Below are 21,327 nucleotides of genomic sequence, written 5' to 3'. Positions count from 1 at the left end.
CAATATTATTATTCATCCATAGTGATTCGACTTTAACAGAATAATTTTCGTTCTTATATACAACAAGCTTTAAAATTAGTGTCTATTTGGTCAAATTTTAATTTTTATAACATACGAACTATTTATTAATTTTACAAATTTTATAGTCAATCTGAGTTAAAATACTTAGATATAAAGTCAGCTTTTACCCGCAAAAAAGTAAAGATCTATGAAGCAGCAGTTCCCACTGAAGAATGTACAACAAGAAAAGCGAATTTTTCGTAGTCGAGTGGTGTTTGCTATTTGCGTGGTAATCTTTTTTTTACTTGTTCTATTGTCTCGATATGCTTATTTGCAAATTGTGCATTACGACCAGTTTAAAGATGCATCGGACAAAAACCGAATTCGTTTACAACCGATTTCCCCTGCCCGCGGTTATATTTTTGATCGTAACGGCATTCTACTGGCTGACAATTATCCAGTTTTTACGGCTACATTAAGTAAAGCGGATGTACCTGATATTGAAGATACAGTAGAACGCCTTAGAAAGATTATTGACTTGAGCGAAGAAGACATCGAACGCTTCATGAGTCGTGTAAAAACCGCAAAAAAGACTGAACGTGTAACGCTTAAACTAAACTTAACTGAAACAGATATCGCTAAATTTAGCGAAGTAAAGTTTAAATTTCCTGGTGTTTCCATTGAAACCCAAATGACGCGTTATTACCCACATGGTGAATTATTTGCCCATGTTATTGGGTATGTCGGTCGTATTAATGATAAAGAACTTAAAAGCATTGATAAAGATGCTTACGCAGGCACCAACCTGATCGGTAAAATTGGCGTAGAAAAATTTTACGAAGACCTGTTGCATGGTTCACCTGGCTTTGAATCTATTGAGACAGATGCATTTGGTAATGTCTTACGGAAATTAGGGCGTAAAGATTCTGTACGCGGTAATGACCTCTATTTATCACTTGATTATGGTCTCCAAACAGTAGCTGCTGAGCAACTTGCGGGGCGTCGTGGTGCAATTGTTGCAATGGATCCACGTACAGGTGAAATTTTGGCACTCGTTTCGAGTCCGAGTTTCAACCCCAATTTATTCGTGACTGGTATCAGTCATACAGACTATAGTGCACTGCGTGACAATTTAGATCAGCCGTTGTATAACCGCGCAGTTCAAGGGACCTATCCACCAGGTTCTACCATTAAGCCTATGGCTGCATTAGGGGGTATTCACTACGGTATTGTCGATTGGTCAACTGCTATTTCAGATCCAGGTTATTTCCACTTACCAGGAGACTCTCACAAATTCCGCGACTGGAAAAAAACGGGGCATGGTGTAGTCAATATGCACAAGTCCATTGTTGTCTCTTGTGATACTTACTATTACGTTCTTTCTTACCAGATGGGGATTGATCGTATGAACACATGGATGCGTCAGTTTGGATTTGGTGAGAAAACGGGTGTAGACCTCCCTAGCGAAAGCACAGGCTTGTATCCTTCGCCAGAATGGAAAATGCGTACTCGCAATTCTAAATGGCTCAAAGGTGAAACAATCTCAGTCAGTATTGGGCAAGGTGCATTCACTTCTACCCCTTTACAACTCGCGATGGCAACTGCAATTACCGCAAATCATGGCGCCCATGTTACACCGCATGTATTGCGTGAAACCAAAGGAACAAAGCAATTCAAAGTCCACAATGCACCAGATTATAAAATTGCCTTCAATGGTACTGATGAAGATTGGATTAAGATGCGTGATGCCATGGTGGATGTGATCCAATCTGGAACAGGTAAAGGGATTCGTGGTGGACTGCAATATCAAATTGCGGGTAAAACAGGTACCGCTCAGGTCAAGAGTATTGCGCAAGGTAAAAAGTATAACGAAGCTTTATTAACTGAACGTCAACTCGATCACGGCTTATTTGTAGGCTTCGCCCCTGCCGACAACCCAGAAATAGCGATTGCAGTGATATGGGAAAATGGTCGTGGAGGTTCAGGAGCAACCGCGCTCGCACGTCCTGTATTAGATTATTGGTTACTCCATCGTGATCGTAAGCCAATAAAGCCGATGAATCATGTTGTCAGCGGCGGCTTAATGACAGCAGGCATTAAGCCTGGTGAATTACCTAGCGGATCTAGTAATTTATCAGCCGATCCAAATGCACTTCCTCGTGAACTCCAAACATCACGTAACAGCAACAGTGCAACGAATGCAATGAATGCAACGAATGCAACGAATGCAACGAATGCAACGAATGCAACGAATGCAACGAATGCAAACACTGACACTCAACGTAACACGAGTCAATAAATGAAAAATCAACTCCGCATCATTGGTGGTGAATGGAAACGCCGTGTATTACCTTTTGCCACTATTGAGGGTTTAAGACCAACACCAGATCGTGTACGCGAAACTTTATTTAATTGGTTAATGTGGGATATTCAACAAGCGCAGGTGCTAGATGTTTGCGCTGGATCTGGTGCATTAGGTTTTGAAGCGCTATCTCGAGGGGCAGCTCATGTCACGATGATCGAACCTAATTTAGAGCAAAATAAATTTTTAAAATCAAACTTAGCGCTTTTAAATGTGAATAATGCAAAACTGATTCAAAGCACTGCCCAAATCGCGCTAAAACAACTCTCAAACAATCAATTCGATGTAGTTTTTTTAGATCCTCCCTATAGTTTAAATCTTTGGGAGGAGTTGGCTTCATTGATTGACCCAAAACTCAAAGCAGATGCATTTATTTATGTCGAAGCCGATCAACCATTGTCATCACTTAATCTACCTTCTTCATGGCACCTCATAAAAGAAACCAAAGCTGGAACAGTTAAATCAGGCCTTTATCGAAAAATAGATTAGACATTTAAAATGTCTGATTCCAAAAAATCCGAATCAATCTGCCTCGATCGTAGGGAAACGAGGATAAAAACTCGTACCCTATCGTTTGATTCTGTTTCAGCAAATACTCAACACCATATCCAAACGTAATGCTTAATTGTTCCAGATTTGATAAGTCAAAATGACCTGTATCAAGTTTATTCTTCAATTCATTCCGATCAAAAGCCGTGAAATTAAAAAATTGAATACGTTCGGATTGAAAAATTGAATGCGTCAATACATCAAATCTCGAATATTCTTTCTCATTTAATTCTGCAATCTTGGTCTGTTCACTATTTAAATCTTCTATGGCAGGCTCATAGTGAAGTTCTTGCTGAGCTTCAAAAAAATTAAAAATGAGATTTTGATCATTCGTATTTTCATCATGATCCAAGGAATTCGCGTGAACAGCAGAAATTGAAAAAAACATCAAAGCTTGTAAATAAAGTTTTAAATTTTGAATCATATTAATTTTACGTTTCTATATCTTATTATTATGCATGAAAAAAGCCTCCACTCAGGAGGCTTTTTACTTAAAGCATTAAGCTAGACCTTTTTCTTTAAGTACTTCTAGCATCGTTGAACCAAGTTCAGCTGGGCTACGTGTATATGCCATTCCAGCACGTTCAAACGCAGCGAATTTTTCTTCTGCCGTGCCTTTACCACCTGAAATAATAGCACCAGCATGACCCATTCGCTTACCTTTCGGTGCAGTCACACCAGCAATATAACCAACAACAGGTTTGGTCACATTTGATTGGATATATTCTGCCGCTTCTTCTTCAGCTGTACCACCAATCTCACCAATCATAATAATTGCATCTGTGTCTGGATCATCTTGGAACAGTTTCAAAGCATCAATCTGATTCATACCAGGGATTGGATCTCCACCAATACCAATACACGTTGATTGACCTAATCCTAACTTCGTAGTTTGTGCAACAGCTTCATAGGTCAACGTACCAGAACGCGAAATAATACCGATTCGTCCTGGCTGATGAATATGTCCTGGCATAATACCAATCTTACATTCACCCGGCGTGATAACACCTGGACAGTTTGGACCCACTAAGCGAGTACCATTTCCATTGGTTTCTAGATAGCGTTTCGCTTTCAGCATATCAATGGTTGGTACACCTTCAGTGATAACAACAATCAGTCCAACGCCAGAGTCAACTGCTTCAACGATAGAATCCAATACAAATGGTGCAGGAACGTAAATGACCGATGCATCAGCACCAGTCTCTTTCACTGCATCTTTCATTGTATTGAATACAGGTAGATTTAAATGAGTTTGACCGCCTTTACCTGGAGTCACACCACCCACAACCTTAGTACCATAAGCCAAAGCTTGTTCTGAGTGGAATGTACCATTTTTACCCGTAAAGCCCTGTACCAATACTTTAGTGTCTTTATTAATTAATACGCTCATGATTGATACTCCTTATGCTTTTACTGCAGCAACAATTTTTTCTGCGGCATCAGATAAGCCGTTTGCAGAAATTAGTTTAAGACCAGATTCATCAAGTAATTTTGCACCTAGTTCTGCATTATTCCCTTCTAAGCGAACAACAACAGGCACTGTTACATTTACTTCTTGAACCGCTGCAATAATTGCTTCAGCAATCATGTCACAACGCACAATACCACCGAAGATATTGATCAGCACACCTTGTACTGACTGATCCGCTAAAATGATCTTGAATGCTTCAATTACACGCTCTTTGGTTGCGCCACCACCTACATCCAAGAAGTTTGCTGGTTGACCACCATAGAGTTTAATGATGTCCATGGTTGCCATTGCAAGACCTGCTCCATTCACCATACAACCAATATTACCTTCTAAAGCAACATAGTTAAGGTCAAACTCAGATGCCTTGAGCTCACGCTCATTTTCTTGCGATTTATCTCTTAAAGCAGAAACTTCTGGCAAACGATATAAAGCATTCGAATCAATACCGACCTTGGCATCAACACACAAAATTTCACCATTTTCACGGACTGACAATGGATTAATTTCAAACAATGCGAAATCATTTTCTACGAACGCTTGATAAGCTGCAGACATAATTTTAACAAATTGATTAATCTGTTTATCTTTCAGCTCTAAAGCAAAAGCGACTTCACGAGCTTGGAAAGGAAGTAAGCCAACCAATGGATCTACTTCAACTTTAATAATTTTTTCTGGAGTTTCTTCAGCGACTTTTTCAATTTCGACACCACCTTCAGTAGAAGCCATGAAAGTAATACGACGTGATGAACGATCAACAACTGCGCCTAAATACAATTCACGCTCAACTGGATAGACATCTTCTGCAACGAGTACACTGTTAACTGGTTGCCCATTTGCATCCGTTTGATATGTAACTAAACGAGTACCAATAATTTGCGAAGCATATTCTTTTGCTTCATCAGCTGACTTAACGACTTTAACGCCGCCAGCTTTTCCACGCCCACCGGCATGTACTTGTGCTTTCATAACAGCGAATTTGCCGCCTAGCTGTTCAAATGCTTTTACTGCTTCCTCTGCATTTGTAGCGATGATGCCTTCCTGAACTGGCATACCATATTTTTTTAACAGCGATTTCGCCTGATACTCGTGTAAATTCATTGTTTTACCTTTTACTACTTTTCACTTTTTATGACACACCAATATTTAAACTTCCTTCGCAATAAATATTGGCATTTATTAAATTTAGTATTCTATTTTTAGATGATTATTCAAACAAAAACAACCACCAAATGCAAAAAGAGCGGCCTCAGCCGCTCTTTTTTGTGTTATTTACGTTTACGCTGAATCGCGTGAATTGCTCGCCCATCTACTGCTAGCGCAGCCTCATGAACTACTTCAGAGAATGTTGGGTGACCAAATGTCATTAATTGAAGATCTTCAACGCTTGATACAAATTCAAGTGCGATCATGCCTTGGTGAACGATATCGGACGCAGCAGGTCCAATCACGTGCATACCAAGCAAACGATCCGTTTTAGCGTCAGCAACAAATTTCACGAAACCAGCATTTTCTCCAGCTGCCATCGCACGACCATTCGCTGCGAAACCAAATTGACCTGTTTTAACTTCGTGACCTTTTTCTTTAGCTTGTTCTTCTGTTAAACCAACCCACGCCGCTTCAGGGTGTGTATAAATCACAGAAATAATCGTGTCATAGTTCACTTGAGCTGCGTGACCATGTATACGTTCAACAGCCATTACGCCTTCTTCCATTGCTTTATGTGCAAGCATTGGACCACGTACTAAGTCACCAATTGCATATACACCTTCAACAGAAGTTGCACACCAATCATTTACTTCAACCAAACCACGTTCAGTAAGTTTAATGCCAGAATCTTCTGCTAATAAACCTTCTGCATACGCTTTACGACCCACGCAAACGATCAATTTGTCGAAAGTCTGAGTTTTGTCTTCGCCACCTTGAGTGTACTTAACTGTCACTTCACGACCATTGATTTCTGTACCAGCTACTTTTGCGCCAACACGAATATCAAGACCTTGCTTAGTTAATACTTTTTGGTAATCTTTTGCCAAAGCTTTATCAGCCATTGGTAAAAATGCATCCATTGCTTCAAAAACAACAACTTCTGCACCCAAACGACGCCATACTGATCCAAGTTCAAGACCAATGACACCTGCACCAATTACACCTAAACGCTTAGGTACTTCTTGGAATTCAAGCGCGCCAGTAGAATCAACGATAAGATCTTGATCTACAGGAGCAACAGGAATATTTACAGGAACAGAACCAGAGGCAAGAATGACATATTTAGGTTCTAAAATTTGAGTTTCACCTTCATGTGGAACAAACTCAACTTTTTTACCAGCTAATAATTTACCTGTACCCTGCAACCATTCAATGCCGTTACCTTTCAACAGGCCATCAATACCCATTGTAAGTTGGTTAACGATTTTATCTTTACGAGCAAGTAATTTTTGAAGATCGAATTTCACTTCGCCCGTTGTAATACCATGATCATCTAAATGATGAACAGTATCTTCATAACGATGTGAAGAATCTAAAAGTGCTTTAGATGGGATACAACCCACGTTCAAGCAAGTACCACCTAATGATGGTTTTCCTTTATGAATACGCTTTTCAATACACGCAACTTTGAAACCCAGTTGTGCTGCACGAATAGCAGCTTCATAACCACCTGGACCACCGCCGATTACTACTAAATCAAATTGTTGAGACATTCTTCTCTCCAAAAATGGGCCTAGAGGATCGCTCTAAGCCCATGGATTTATTCTTTAGAATTAAAGATCAAGGATAAGTTTAGCTGGTTCTTCTAACAATTCTTTGATTGTTACAAGGAAACCTACTGCTTCTTTACCATCAATTAAACGGTGGTCATAAGAAAGCGCTAAATACATCATTGGTAAGATTTCAACTTGACCATTTACCGCCATTGGACGCTCTTGGATTTTATGCATACCCAAAATTGCAGTTTGTGGCGTATTTAAAATTGGTGTTGAAAGCAATGAACCGAAAGTACCGCCATTAGTGATCGTGAATGTACCACCTGTCATGTCTTCAATGCCCAGCTTACCATCACGTGCTTTGAATGCGTAATCACGGATACCATTTTCAACTTCAGCATAGTTCATGCGATCAGTATCACGTAATACTGGAACTACTAAACCACGATCAGAAGATACCGCTACACCGATGTCATAGTAACCATGATAAACAATATCATCACCATCAATTGAAGCATTTACAGCTGGGTAGCGTTTAAGTGCTTCAGTCGCAGCTTTAACAAAGAATGACATAAAGCCTAAACGAGCACCATGACGCTTTTCAAAAGCATCTTTGTACTGAGCTCGCATGTCCATGATTGGCTTCATGTTAACTTCGTTGAACGTCGTTAACATTGCTGTTTCTTGCGTTGCAGCAAGTAAACGTTCAGCCACACGCTTACGAAGACGTGTCATAGGAACACGTTTTTCAATACGCTCACCTACAGCTACGCTTAATGGTGCAGCAGCAGGTTTAGATTGGTGATTCGCCACATCTTCTTTAGTGATACGGCCACCACGACCTGTACCTGAAACTTCTGATGCATTGATACCAGTTTCAGTTAATGCCTTACGAACAGCTGGAGCTTGGTCTTGAACAGGAGCTTGAGCACGTTCAACAACCGGAGCAGCACCCGCTTCTGTAGCAGCCGCAGCTTGTTCAACTTTCTCTTCAGACTGAACAGCTTGAGTTTGAGAAGCACCTGAAACAGCACCTGCTTCAAATGTAGCAATTACTTCATCAGAAAGAACTGTGTCGCCTTCGCCTTTAATGATATTTGCAATCGTACCATCTGCAGGAGCAACAACTTCAAGTACAACTTTATCCGTTTCGATATCACAGATCACTTCATCACGTGATACCGCTTCACCTGGTTGTTTGTGCCAAGTTGCAATTGTTCCGTCTGCAACTGACTCTGGGAATACCGGTGCTTTAATTTCGGTTGCCATTCTTAAGATTCTCCTGATTATTCTGCTACGATCGCAAGCGCTTCGTTAACGAGTTGTGCTTGTTGTTTTGCATGTAAATATGGTGAGCCACAAGCCGGTGCAGCAGATGCTTCACGTCCTGCATAGCTGATTTGAATTTGTTGACCTGACTTCATAACACCTTCGTATAAACGTGGTGCGATGAATAACCATGCGCCTTGGTTCTTCGGTTCTTCTTGCGCCCAAACAAGCTCTTTCATATTTGGATATTGTGCAAGTACTTCCGCTAAACGTGCTTCTGGATATGGGTACAATTGTTCAACACGAACAATAGCAGTGTTGTTCAATTCATTTTCACGACGTTTTTCAAGTAAATCGTAATAAACCTTACCACCGCAAAGCACTACACGAGTCACATCCAACTTATTAATGTTATCAACTTCATCAATCACAGTTTGGAAAGTGCCGTTCGCTAATTCATCAAGATTAGATACCGCTAATTTATGACGTAATAATGACTTTGGAGACATGATAATCATTGGTTTACGAATTGGGCGAATCGCCTGACGACGTAAAGCATGGAAAATCTGTGCAGGAGTTGTAGGCGTCATCACTTGCATGTTTTCTTCAGCACATAGCTGTAAGAAACGCTCTAAACGTGCAGATGAGTGTTCTGGGCCTTGACCTTCAAAACCATGTGGAAGAAGCATCGTTAAACCACAAACACGCTCCCACTTTGTCTCACCAGAAGCAATGAATTGGTCAATAACAACTTGAGCACAGTTCGCGAAGTCACCAAATTGTGCTTCCCAAATAATTAAGCTCTTAGGTAGAGTTGTTGCATAACCATATTCGAATGCCAATACTGCCATTTCAGACAATAATGAGTCATAAATCGCTGTACGCGGTTGATTTTCTTTAATATGGCAAAGTGGAATATACGTCGAACCGTCTACTTGGTTATGAAGCTTCGCATGACGATGCGAGAATGTACCACGACCAACATCTTCACCAGTTAAACGAACAAGATAACCCTCGTCCAATAACGAAGCATAAGCTAGAGTCTCAGCTGCACCCCAGTTCAATGGCATTTCACCAGTTTGCATTTTAAGACGATCATCGATCACCTTAGAAACTTGACGCTGCATCACGAAGCCTTCAGGAAGCTCACGCATTTTGCGACCAAGTTCTTTTAAACGCTCTTCAGGGAAAGTAGTATCCCAAACGTCAGTGTATTCATGACCTAAGTATGGCGTCCAGTCAACGAACATTTTTTTATTCGGTTCAAGTACAAGTGCATTCGCAACATGTTTACCTGCTTCTAAATCAGCACGGTAATCTTCGATCATCTGATCAGCAGTCGCACGATCAATTACACCTTCTTGTACTAATTTGTCAGCATATAATGCACGAGTCGTCGTTTTCTTATTAATGACTTGATACATCATTGGCTGAGTTGCTGCTGGCTCATCTGCTTCATTGTGACCGCGACGACGGTAACAGAACATATCGATAACAACGTCTTTACGGAAAGTATGACGGAAATCATGTGCAAGTTGAGCAACAAACAATACAGCTTCAGGATCATCACCATTCACATGGAAGATTGGTGCCTGAATCATTTTCGCGATATCAGTACAGTATTCAGTAGAACGTGCATCACGTGGATCTGATGTTGTAAAACCAACTTGGTTATTGACAACAATATGAACTGTACCACCTACCGTATAACCACGTGTTTGTGACATTTGGAAGGTTTCTTGGTTCACACCTTGACCAGCAAATGCAGCATCACCATGTACGATTACGGGTAATACGTCATCACCACCAATGTCTTTACGACGAACTTGACGAGCACGTACTGAACCTTCAACTACAGGCCCTACGATTTCTAAGTGTGATGGGTTAAATGCCAATGCCAAATGAACTTCGCCACCTGGAGTCATTACGTTTGACGAGAAACCTTGGTGATACTTAACGTCACCAGAACCTTTCTTGTGAAGTGATTTACCTTCAAATTCACCGAAAAGATCTGCTGGGTTTTTACCCATGATATTGACAAGCAAGTTGAGACGACCACGGTGTGGCATACCGATCACAACTTCTTTACATCCCACAGAACCTGCGCGTTGAATAACAGCATCAACCATCGGAATGAAAGATTCACCGCCTTCCACACCAAAGCGCTTAGCCCCAACATACTTATTGCCTAAGTATTTCTCTAAGCCTTCAGCTGCAGTTAAACGTTCAAGAACATGTTTCTTTTGTTCTGCTGAAAAACCAAATTGACCTTTCACACCTTCAAGACGTTGTTGAATCCAACGTTTCTCTTTAGTGTCAACAATGTGCATATATTCAACACCAATAGAAGCGCAATACGTCGCCTCCATCGCATTGACCATTTCACCTAAAGTTGCTTCAGTTTTGCCAATTGCAAGATTACCTGTATTGAATACAGTATCTAAGTCAGATTTGGTTAAACCATGAGCCGCTAGATCAAGATCAGGCACTTCTTCTCGTTTTGCCAAACCTAATGGATCTAATTTTGCTTTTTGATGACCGCGGTTACGGTATGCAGCGATTAATTGTAATACGCCAATCTGACGACGCTCGTGCTCAGAACTAACTGAACTTTGAACGACAGGCTGAATACGGTTTGAGTTACGACCCAATAAAAGGAATTGCTCACGTACATTGCTGTGTGGTTGATCCCCTTTTGGGAACTTACCAAAGTATTCTTGCCAATCAGCACCGACTGATTCTGGAGCAACTAAATACTGCTCATAAAGTTCTTCAATATACGCTGCACTGTCAGCGGAAAGTTCAGTGTCAAGACGCAATGCGTCAGCAACTTCTTGCATTTGTGGACCCATTTCCTATTGCAAAACATTACAGGGAGCTTTCTAAGCTCGCCCATGATTGATAATGCCAAATCGGTAAATTGACATTCACCCATCTGGTACAAAAGACCATGGGGCGTATAGCATTAGAGAGTTTCTAATACCAATGACGAATCATAACGCCCTCATTGGCATCATCACTCATCTTTATACTCGATAAAATTATCGAGCAATTTTTGCAAATTGACTTAGAAAAAAATAAAAATATTAGTCTTTTCTAAAGCAACTTTTCAATTTGATTATCCCTGCTTTCAGCTTAACACCAAACCACCAAAATGTTGATTTAATGTACAGATTGAATAATATTCATGCTAAAAATTTTGTTCAAATCCTACCATGAACTTCACTTCAAACTGATTTTATTGACACATACCATTCATAAATTAGCTAAATACAACTATAAACCATTGAGATAATATAAGGTGCATTTAGATAAATTCTATTAAAATTCATAATTATTAGACTAAAGCCTAAAATTATAGATTTAAATACATGCAACTTGGATCATAAAACCGATATCTTAACATTTTAAAAAGATATTTGCAGATGCAAAACGTTTTCATTTATCCCTAAAGTGCATATTTTTTTATGATTGGGGCAAATCTAACCACTTCAACCAAAATATCTCGAAAACTAAATTTAACATCAAGTTTTGATTAAAAAAAAAGCACACCTAAGTGTGCTTTTTTTGGAACAGCATTATCCAGCTTGATCTAACAACATGCTACGAATGTGACCAATCGCTTTTGTTGGATTTAGACCTTTAGGGCATACTGATACACAGTTCATGATACCTTTACAACGGAATAAACTGAAAGGATCGTCTAAACGAGCCAAACGGTCTTGAGTAGCAGTATCACGCGAATCAATAATGAAACGATATGCATTCAATAATGCTGAAGGACCCAAGAATTTATCAGGGTTCCACCAAAATGATGGGCAAGACGTTGAACAACATGCACAAAGAATACATTCATACAAACCATCAAGATGCTCACGCTCTTCTGGAGATTGTAAACGCTCTTTAGGTGGTGCAGGTTGATTATTAATCAAGAACGGTTGAATTTTGTCGTACTGATCATAGAACTGATTCATGTCTACAACCAAATCTTTGATTACTGGAAGACCTGGTAATGGACGAATAGTAATTACTTCTGGCAAATCGTTTAGGTTCCAAAGGCACGCTAAACCATTTTTACCATTGATGTTTACACCATCTGAACCACAAATACCTTCACGGCATGAACGACGGAACGTTAAAGTTTCGTCTTGAACTTTCAATGCAAGTAGCGCATCAAGCAACATACGGTGCTTATCAGTCAACTCAAGCTTGAATGTTTGCATGTACGGTGCTTTATCCTTATCAGGATCGTAGCGGTAGATATTAAATGTACGAGTACCTCTACTCATCTTACTTCTCCCAATTAGAATGTACGTGGTTTAGGTGGAATAGCATCAACTGATAAAGGCTTGTAACGTACTGGCTTGTACTCAAGACGGTTATCAGCAGAGAACCATAAAGTATGCTTCATCCACTCATCATCACGACGGCCGTAAGGATATGCTGGATGATCTGGAGATTCTTCAAAATCTACAACAGTATGCGCACCACGACATTCTTTACGTGCAGCAGCAGAGATTAAGGTTGCTTTTGCAACTTCGTATAAGTTTTCCACTTCAAGTGCTTCAATACGCGCAGTATTAAATACTTTTGATTTGTCTTTTAAGTGGATATTACGGATACGAGGCTCAAGTGCAAGAATCTCTTTCACACCTTTTTCAAGAAGTTCAGTTGTACGGAATACACCTGCATGATCTTGAACGATATCGCGAATTGCATCAGCAACTTCTTGCGCATTCTCACCAGAAGTTGACTCATCTAAGCGACGGATACGCTCGACAGTTTGCTGAAGCACAGTTGTTGGAAGCGGCGCATATTCATCACCGTGATGCTTAGTCACATAGTCAATGATATGTTCGCCAGCAGCTTTACCAAATACAACTAAGTCAAGCAATGAGTTTGTACCTAAACGGTTAGCACCATGTACAGACACACATGAACATTCGCCAATCGCATAGAAACCTTTCACTGGTTTAGTGAAATTGCGATCCGCAGCATTGGTAGAATAAGTATCGCTATCTTTGTCGTAATGTGCTTCTAGCGGAGTAGTTTCACGCGATTCAGGAACAACAACTTGACCATGAATGTTAGTTGGAATACCACCCATTTGGTAATGGATTGTTGGTACAACAGGAATTGGCTCTTTTGTGATGTCAACGTTCGCGAACTTCTTACCAATCTCAAATACAGATGGAAGACGTTTCATGATCGTATCAGCACCCAAGTGCGTCATATCAAGAAGGATATAATCACCTTTAGGACCACAACCACGGCCTTCTTTGATCTCTTGGTCCATAGAACGTGATACGAAATCACGTGGTGCCAAGTCTTTCAAAGTTGGAGCATAACGCTCCATGAACGGTTCGCCGTCTTTGTTACGAAGGATTGCACCTTCACCACGACAACCTTCAGTTAACAATACGCCTGCGCCTGCAACACCCGTTGGGTGGAATTGCCAGAATTCCATATCTTGTAATGGAATACCTGCACGAGCAGCCATACCAAGACCGTCACCAGTGTTGATATATGCGTTTGTAGATGCGCGGTAAACACGACCAGCACCACCCGTTGCGAACAATGTTGCTTTCGCTTGGAATACTGCAATTTTACCTGTTTCTTGGTCAATTGCTGTAACACCAAGTACATCACCTGCTTCATTACGGATCAAATCAAGCGCGATCCATTCTACGAAGAATTGTGTACCCATTTTCACGTTGCTTTGATAAAGCGTGTGAAGAAGTGCGTGACCTGTACGGTCGGCAGCAGCACAAGCACGAGGAACAGCTTTTTCACCATAGTTCGCAGAGTGACCACCGAATGGACGTTGGTAAATTGTGCCGTCAGCGTTACGATCAAATGGCATACCTAGATGTTCAAGTTCATATACAACTTGTGGCGCTTCACGAGTCATAAACTCAATTGCGTCTTGGTCACCTAACCAGTCAGAACCTTTTACTGTGTCATAGAAATGGTAGTGCCAGTTATCTTCTTGCATGTTACCAAGAGAAGCACCAATACCACCCTGTGCAGCCACAGTGTGAGAACGCGTTGGGAATACTTTAGTCAATACCGCAACTTTCAAACCAGCTTGAGCAAGTTGGTAAGAAGCACGCATACCAGAACCACCACCACCAACGATGACAGCATCGAAAGTTTCGTGTGGAATATTTGTATAATCTTCTTTAGGGTTTATAGCGCCCATGATTGTTTCCTATCAATTCGCCCAAAAAATCTGGATTGCCCAGATCGCATATGCAAATACAGCAATAATAACTGCTGAAGTCAGTACAAGGCGTAAACCTGATGCTGATGGACCCATTTGACGAGTCGTCACATAGTCAGTGAATACTTGCCACATACCAATCCATGCGTGTGCAACAAGAGATAAGACTGCCAATAAAGATAAAATCTTCATCGGTAATGTCATCATAAAGCCGTACCACTGTTCGAAGTTGAAACCACCATTACAAAGGATCCAACCAAACACCACAACAGTATAAACAGCTAAAACTACAGCACTTACACGCTGGATAAACCAATCGCGAGAACCTGAACCCGTTAAACCAGTAGCACTTTTCATTAGAGTACGATCCATACAAATGATGCAACGATACCAATTGCAGATAAAATTAATGCGATTGTTGCTGCTACACGACCACTTTGTAACTCTTCAGCGATACCCATATCAGCAAGCAAATGCTTGATACCTGCGATGAAGTGGTAGATTAAGCCAGCGACAAATACCCATACGATGAAGCGCACGATAAAGCTATCAAAAATAGCTTGAACTTGTGCAAAGCCCTCAGGAGAAGACAATGATTTGTCTAAGATCCATAAAAGAACTGGTACGAGTAAAAATACGATGACACCTGAAAGACGGTGTAAAATAGATGCAATAGCCACAGGGGATTTTAAGTTTACGTCTAAAACTTGACCCATGGACAAATTGACAGGTCTGTTGCTTTTCACAGCGGGCATCCTGTAGTTAAAAACTCCATCCGGAGTTTGTTGGAATTAATTCGAAGGAAAGCTGGCATTTGTTAGACAAATAAATTGTCTAAACCTTTATACGACACGGAATTATAAAACGTGCAATTTCAAATTACAAACCTACGAAGCAGGCGTCAACCATAAAATATTTTTAAATAAGAATCATTTACATCTACTTTCTTACAGTTAAGTCATCTCTCCATTTAAATACAAACACTAAGCCATTAATATTTATATCAATTTATTTTAATTTAGTGTTACTGAACTCAAATGTTCGATTTGTCTTAATTAGACTAAAGCACAACTCACTACAAAAATATATTTTTTTAAGAAATATAATATTTATTTTATTTTTCAAAAACTTAAAGAAAATTAATTCTCAAATAATTTGTACTTTTAAAACTAATTAGAAAAATGAATATTGCTCACATGGTCATTGTTTTTTTATCTAATTGAATTGAGTAATTTCAAATGTAAAAAAGGATAAAAATCATATGCACTTATAAATTAATTACAAAATGAACTTCATTTTCTAATGTTGAGCTCATCACTTAAAATGTAATGAAACATCATAAATTAGACACTTTTTAATCAATTAGTAAATAAAGTGAAAAAAAATATTTCATTGTCATTATTGGTCTATTTATTCAGTCTATCATCTTAAAAAAACAGACAAATTCTATAAACAATCGCTTTTCACAACCTTTAACATATTGATAAAAGGTATTAATAATCAAGCATTACTTGGTTTAAATCATCAAAATATGCACGTTTTTGTCTTTTTTTTTATGCCACTACCGTTGAAATTGTCTTATTATACGGCGGCGCTAGTGAAAAGCAGATAAATTCCTACTGATTAACTGAGTTTAGAATCAGTCACTTTAGGTCGTCATTTTTATCCATAAGTATAATTGACAATTTTTGACTACTCACTAAGCTTAGAGCAAATTTTGAAACCGTCTAACTCACGGATTACAACAGATTATTTCGGGTTAGATAAAACATTCACCAGGACAGGAGATCTATTGAATGTCTGAAGCAACTGGCAAAAAAGCCGTATTACAGCTTGATGGCAAAGAAATTGAATTACCAATTTACAGCGGCACATTGGGCCCAGATGTAATCGACGTTAAAGATGTATTGGCCGCAGGTCACTTCACTTTTGATCCTGGTTTTATGGCTACAGCGTCTTGCGAGTCTAAAATCACATTTATCGATGGTAATAAAGGTGTTCTATTACACCGTGGTTATCCAATCGACCAACTAGCTACTAAAGCTGATTATTTAGAAACTTGCTACTTATTATTAAATGGTGAGCTTCCTACAGCTGAGCAAAAAGAAGAGTTTGACGCTAAAGTTCGTAACCACACCATGGTCCACGATCAAGTTAGCCGCTTCTATAACGGTTTCCGCCGTGATGCACACCCTATGGCGATTATGGTTGGTGTTGTTGGTGCGTTATCAGCGTTCTATCACAACAACCTTGATATCGAAAATGTTGATCACCGTGAAATTACTGCGATCCGTTTGATTGCTAAAATTCCTACCCTTGCTGCGTGGAGCTACAAGTATACTGTTGGTCAACCATTCGTTTACCCACGTAATGACTTAAGCTATGCAGAAAACTTCTTGTACATGATGTTTGCTACTCCAGCAGATCGTGATTACAAAGTTAACCCTATTCTTGCAAAAGCAATGGATCGTATCTTCACGCTTCATGCTGACCATGAACAAAATGCTTCTACGTCTACAGTACGTTTAGCTGGTTCTACTGGTGCTAATCCGTATGCATGTATCGCTGCTGGTATCTCTGCACTTTGGGGCCCTGCTCACGGTGGTGCAAACGAAGCTGTTCTTAAGATGCTTGATGAAATCGGCTCTGTAGAAAACGTTGCTGGCTTCATGGAAAAAGTGAAGACTAAAGAAGTTAAACTTATGGGCTTCGGTCACCGTGTTTATAAAAACTTCGATCCACGTGCTAAAGTAATGAAAGAAACTTGTGATGAAGTTCTTGGTGCTTTAGGTATCAATGATCCACAGTTAGCTTTAGCAATGGAATTGGAGCGTATCGCACTTTCTGATGAATACTTCATCAAGCGTAACCTTTATCCAAACGTTGACTTCTATTCAGGTATCATCCTTAAAGCGATTGGTATCCCAACAGAAATGTTCACTGTAATCTTCGCACTTGCACGTACTGTTGGTTGGATCAGCCACTGGTTAGAAATGCACAGCGGCCCATACAAGATCGGACGTCCTCGTCAGCTTTACACTGGCGAAGTTCAACGCGATATCGTTCGTTAATTCGAACTACGTCGACAGTCAAAAAACCACCCTTTGGGTGGTTTTTTATTATCTGATTAACAACAAAATATTGTTTTCAGCCCTGATGAAATACAAACCTCGTATATATAGAATATCTACAAACAAAAAAAGCCTGATTAAATCAGGCTTTTTGATCAGTGTTGTGAATAATGATCCAAGTTTAATGAGCTTAACTGCTGTTTTAATTTTGCAAGAGACCATGGCCATGCTGCAAAGTTACGACCATTTTCATCCAAATAGTAACTCTTACAGCCACCTGCATTAAATACAGTGGTTTTAAGATGTTTTTGAACCAATTGATTATGTCGCTTAACAACGTCGTCTTTAATCACAAGCTTGTTAATATTTTGCTTTTTGATCTTTAGTAGGCCATCAAGAATATAATCTAATTGAGCTTCAGCAATACCAATAAATGAGTCATAAACCAGAATATTTGGTCCTAACACCAAAAATGCATTTGGTACATTGGTAATACTTGCACCTAAATAAGCTTCTGGTGAACTATTTTTCCAGCGTTCCGCTAAGAGCTTCCCATCCATATCATAAATGCGCTTACCAATTGGCGGATGCGATACCTCAAAACCCGTACCCCAAATGATGACATCTACTTCATGACGCTCACCATTGGCCGCAACAACCGTATTCCCATCAATCTCAACCAACCCCTCATTGATTAGTTTCACATTATCTTGTTGCAATGCTGGATAATAATTGTTGGCAAATAAAAGACGTTTACAACCAATATCAAAATTTGGTGTGACTTTTTTTCTTAATTCATCATCTTGAATTTGCAACTTCAATAATTGTTTGCTTAAGAAATTCACAGGTTTCAGCACTTTTGGATTACGCAAACCAAAGTTAATGCCATTTAAAATTTGGGCAATACTGCTCCGCCAAGTGGATTGAATAACGGGAAATTTCTGGATCAGTGATTTCGCTTGATCATTCAAATTCATATCAGCTTTTGGCAAAACCCAAGGTGCTGTACGCTGAAACACAAAGAGTTCTTTCGCTAATGGCTGAACCTGAGGAATAAATTGAATCGCTGAAGCACCTGTACCGATAACAGCAATACGTTTACCTTTAAGATCGTACTCATGATTCCATCTTGCAGAGTGAAACATTTCCCCCTTGAAACTTTCTATGCCCTTAATTTTTGGAAATGATGGCTCAGTAATGGGTCCCGTTGTAAAGATTACCGTTTTTGCTAGATACTTTCCTTGAGAAGTTTCTAACAACCACTGCGCCTTCTCGTTATCCCAACGTGCTGCTTTTAATTCATGATTAAATTGGATTTTTTCATTCAGTTGATGCTTCTCAACCACTTCCTCAAGATAACTTAAGATTTCTGGCTGCTTGGCAAACAAATGACTCCATTTGTGACTTGGCGAAAAGGAAAAAGAATATAAGGCTGAAGGAACATCACATCCACATCCTGGATAATTATTATCGCGCCATGTACCACCAACTCGGTTCGCTTTTTCCAGCACAATGTAGTCGCGATATCCTGCCTGATTCATTTTATATGCCGCAGCGATACCGGAAATACCTGCACCAACAACAATCGTGTCATACACCTTTTGTGATTGTTCGACTTTAAGTTCTTTATCTGCGTTATTTTTTTTCTTTACTTTTACTTCTGCTTTTTCAGATTGATCAGCAGTTTGAATTTTTAAATCTGCATTGCTCTCTAATTCGTTATCGAGTGTCATTCTTTTATCTCTCTATTATTTTACAAAACGCTTAAACCATGGATAACCTACACCTAACATTTTGGTATATAAGGTCGGTGAAGCACGCTTCATCAACCAAAATAATTTCGCGTCTGGTTGTGGAATCGTATAAAGAATGCCTTTATCTAAATTGTTTAAGGTTTTTTGTGCAACTTGATCGCTTGTGACAAATGCATGATTCTGCAATAAATCATCCGCTAAACCCGAGTAATTGGAAGGTAATCGCCCATTCTTCATAATATTAGTTGGTACTAAAGTTGGGCAAAGCACATTCACACGGATATTATCTTGATGTAGTTCTGCAGATAACGTTTCAGATAATGCAAGTACACTAGATTTCGTCACGTTATAAGCTGTCATTTCAGGTGCAGCTGTAAATCCTGCTGCTGAAGCAACATTAATAATTGCCCCATAACCTTGTTGTTTAAACTTCGGTACAAAAAAGTGACAACCATGAATCACGCCCCATAAATTGACATGCATACACCATTGCCAATCTTCTAGTGTCACCTCATCAAACTTACCACCTAACCCCACGCCAGCATTATTAATAACAAGTGTCACAGGATGATTAAAAAGGTTTTCTGCTTGATTCGCCAATCGCTCAACATCTTCCTTTTTTCCCACATCGCAGGATTCAGCAAATGCTTTTTGGCCTGTGGTCTGAGAAATCAGCTGAACAGTTTCTTCAGCTGCAGCTAAATTAATATCAGCACACACCACTTGACCACCACGTTTTGCAATTTCCAATGCAAAACTGCGTCCAATACCACTTCCAGCACCCGTTACCACAGCATAAGCCTGATGGCTCGGTTTAATTTTCTTCTTAAAAAAAAGCATGAACTATCCTTATTCTTATACCTTTAAAGCAGGCATGAATTCCTTCGTAAAGTATGGTGTTAAAATACCATCCACTGGATTTAATAAACGTTCTTTGTAGTACTCTAAAAACGCTGATGTATCATGATCATTCGGATGGAAGTCTGGTTTGAGATATTCGAAAATATGTTTGATCGAACTGCCATAAACACCATCTTTTAGACCAAAGATCAAACCTACACTTCGGTACATATCTTTGTAGTAACTCAAACTGATTAGATTTGATGGCTTACGATAAAATGGCACAACTAGTGATGCAGCAGAAATCAGCACTAAAATCGTAATAAGCGCTGGGAAAAAGCCTGCTATTCTTAAAGCATAGTTACTCGAAAGAAGTTGGAACACATCATATGCAATATCTTTATGCTCTGATTCCTCAAGCATATGCCACATCCAAATTGCGCGTTGTTTCTCATCTTGAGATTCGAAGAAAATATGCTCATGATTCATCATGTATTCAGCAAGCACTGCGGTAAAATGCTCAATCCCAGCCATAAGCGATAATTTCATTGGCTGAGGCAACCGATTAAAACCATATTCAAAAACGTGATGCGCCAGAAATCTAAACAATTTGACAGGCAAATCTGCCTTTAAAAAAGCGTCATTTAATTCTTCATGAAGTTTAGAATGTAAAGCTTCTTGCCCAATCAGCGCTGTCACTCTTTGCTTGAGTAATGGATCTTGAATAAAGTCACGATGATAACGTGCTGTATCAATAACGAGATCCTCACCATAGGTTAAAAAAATTGAAAGTGAGGCAAAGTAAGCACTTGCTAATTCCGCATTCAAATAAAATTTTGGATCAATCTTTTGATGATCAAAATCAAATTTCATATGACGAATTGGAATAGCTTTTGATTGATTCTCAGGATCAAATTTAGAACCGTTTAGAAATTTAGAAATTTTTTTTAATGGCTGAGTTAATAACATGGCGAACCTTCTCTTTTATCTCAGTGAATAAATTCAAATAATGTGAATTCTTCGACGTTTCTAAAAAATTAAGATAAAAAGACGAAATAGCCATTTGCATAATAAATCTTTAGAGAT

Annotated in this window: 16 protein-coding genes; 3 read left to right on the top strand and 13 right to left on the bottom strand. The window is 39.4% G+C overall.

What is annotated here, in order from left to right; translation table 11 throughout:
* Positions 1 to 208 precede the first annotated feature (208 nt).
* Positions 209 to 2,299 (top strand): penicillin-binding protein 2, encoded by a 2,091-nt coding sequence (gene mrdA / locus AC1M83_RS05915; protein WP_481590220.1) that lies wholly within the window; start codon positions 209 to 211, stop codon positions 2,297 to 2,299.
* Positions 2,300 to 2,851: a 16S rRNA (guanine(966)-N(2))-methyltransferase RsmD gene (gene rsmD, locus AC1M83_RS05910; RefSeq protein ID WP_035268497.1), complete on the top strand. Its 552-nt coding sequence runs from the start codon at positions 2,300 to 2,302 to the stop codon at positions 2,849 to 2,851.
* 4 nt (positions 2,852 to 2,855) lie between these two features.
* Here the strand turns inward: rsmD and AC1M83_RS05905 are convergent, their stop codons facing one another.
* The 10 genes from AC1M83_RS05905 to sdhC form a co-directional block, all read right to left on the bottom strand.
* On the bottom strand, positions 2,856 to 3,335 hold the full coding sequence (locus AC1M83_RS05905) for a hypothetical protein (protein ID WP_051586602.1): 480 nt from the start codon (positions 3,333 to 3,335) through the stop codon (positions 2,856 to 2,858).
* Between the two features lie 75 nt (positions 3,336 to 3,410).
* Complete coding sequence (gene sucD / locus AC1M83_RS05900) at positions 3,411 to 4,301, bottom strand: succinate--CoA ligase subunit alpha (protein WP_035268498.1); 891 nt, start codon at positions 4,299 to 4,301, stop codon at positions 3,411 to 3,413.
* 12 nt (positions 4,302 to 4,313) lie between these two features.
* A complete protein-coding gene (sucC, locus tag AC1M83_RS05895; RefSeq protein WP_035268500.1) occupies positions 4,314 to 5,480 on the bottom strand; it encodes an ADP-forming succinate--CoA ligase subunit beta in 1,167 nt (388 codons plus the stop codon).
* A 167-nt stretch (positions 5,481 to 5,647) separates the two neighbouring features.
* Positions 5,648 to 7,081 carry a dihydrolipoyl dehydrogenase gene (gene lpdA / locus AC1M83_RS05890; RefSeq protein ID WP_035268502.1) on the bottom strand — a complete coding sequence of 478 codons (1,434 nt, stop codon included), beginning with the start codon at positions 7,079 to 7,081 and terminating at the stop codon, positions 5,648 to 5,650.
* Between the two features lie 60 nt (positions 7,082 to 7,141).
* Positions 7,142 to 8,353 (bottom strand): 2-oxoglutarate dehydrogenase complex dihydrolipoyllysine-residue succinyltransferase, encoded by a 1,212-nt coding sequence (odhB, locus tag AC1M83_RS05885; protein WP_092766828.1) that lies wholly within the window; start codon positions 8,351 to 8,353, stop codon positions 7,142 to 7,144.
* 17 nt (positions 8,354 to 8,370) lie between these two features.
* On the bottom strand, positions 8,371 to 11,193 hold the full coding sequence (locus tag AC1M83_RS05880) for a 2-oxoglutarate dehydrogenase E1 component (protein WP_035268518.1): 2,823 nt from the start codon (positions 11,191 to 11,193) through the stop codon (positions 8,371 to 8,373).
* A 738-nt stretch (positions 11,194 to 11,931) separates the two neighbouring features.
* Entirely contained in the window at positions 11,932 to 12,642 is a 711-nt protein-coding gene (locus tag AC1M83_RS05875) for a succinate dehydrogenase iron-sulfur subunit (protein ID WP_035268507.1), read from the bottom strand.
* A gap of 14 nt (positions 12,643 to 12,656) precedes the next feature.
* Positions 12,657 to 14,555: a succinate dehydrogenase flavoprotein subunit gene (gene sdhA / locus AC1M83_RS05870; RefSeq protein WP_035268510.1), complete on the bottom strand. Its 1,899-nt coding sequence runs from the start codon at positions 14,553 to 14,555 to the stop codon at positions 12,657 to 12,659.
* Positions 14,556 to 14,567: 12 nt separating this feature from the next.
* Positions 14,568 to 14,933 (bottom strand): succinate dehydrogenase, hydrophobic membrane anchor protein, encoded by a 366-nt coding sequence (gene sdhD, locus AC1M83_RS05865; protein ID WP_035268511.1) that lies wholly within the window; start codon positions 14,931 to 14,933, stop codon positions 14,568 to 14,570.
* Entirely contained in the window at positions 14,933 to 15,331 is a 399-nt protein-coding gene (gene sdhC / locus AC1M83_RS05860; protein ID WP_179997761.1) for a succinate dehydrogenase, cytochrome b556 subunit, read from the bottom strand. Before sdhC ends, sdhD begins: the two co-directional genes overlap by 1 nt.
* Before the next feature lie 1,041 nt (positions 15,332 to 16,372).
* Here sdhC and gltA point away from each other — a divergent pair.
* Complete coding sequence (gltA, locus tag AC1M83_RS05855) at positions 16,373 to 17,647, top strand: citrate synthase (RefSeq protein WP_035269948.1); 1,275 nt, start codon at positions 16,373 to 16,375, stop codon at positions 17,645 to 17,647.
* 155 nt (positions 17,648 to 17,802) lie between these two features.
* On the opposite strand, the gene AC1M83_RS05850 is transcribed toward gltA, so the two are convergent.
* The 3 genes from AC1M83_RS05850 to AC1M83_RS05840 are packed head-to-tail and all read right to left on the bottom strand — an operon-like array spanning position 17,803 to position 21,210.
* Positions 17,803 to 19,380, bottom strand: a complete 1,578-nt coding sequence (locus AC1M83_RS05850; protein ID WP_481590219.1) for a flavin-containing monooxygenase — start codon at positions 19,378 to 19,380, stop codon at positions 17,803 to 17,805.
* Positions 19,381 to 19,395: 15 nt separating this feature from the next.
* Positions 19,396 to 20,241 carry an SDR family NAD(P)-dependent oxidoreductase gene (locus tag AC1M83_RS05845; protein WP_481590218.1) on the bottom strand — a complete coding sequence of 282 codons (846 nt, stop codon included), beginning with the start codon at positions 20,239 to 20,241 and terminating at the stop codon, positions 19,396 to 19,398.
* A gap of 15 nt (positions 20,242 to 20,256) precedes the next feature.
* On the bottom strand, positions 20,257 to 21,210 hold the full coding sequence (locus AC1M83_RS05840) for a metal-dependent hydrolase (RefSeq protein WP_481590217.1): 954 nt from the start codon (positions 21,208 to 21,210) through the stop codon (positions 20,257 to 20,259).
* Positions 21,211 to 21,327 lie beyond the last annotated feature (117 nt).

The organism is Acinetobacter sp. 25-47-130, assembly GCF_056779705.1.
The sequence above is the reverse complement of the archived record's forward strand: the minus strand, read 5'-3'. Positions and strand labels throughout refer to the sequence as shown.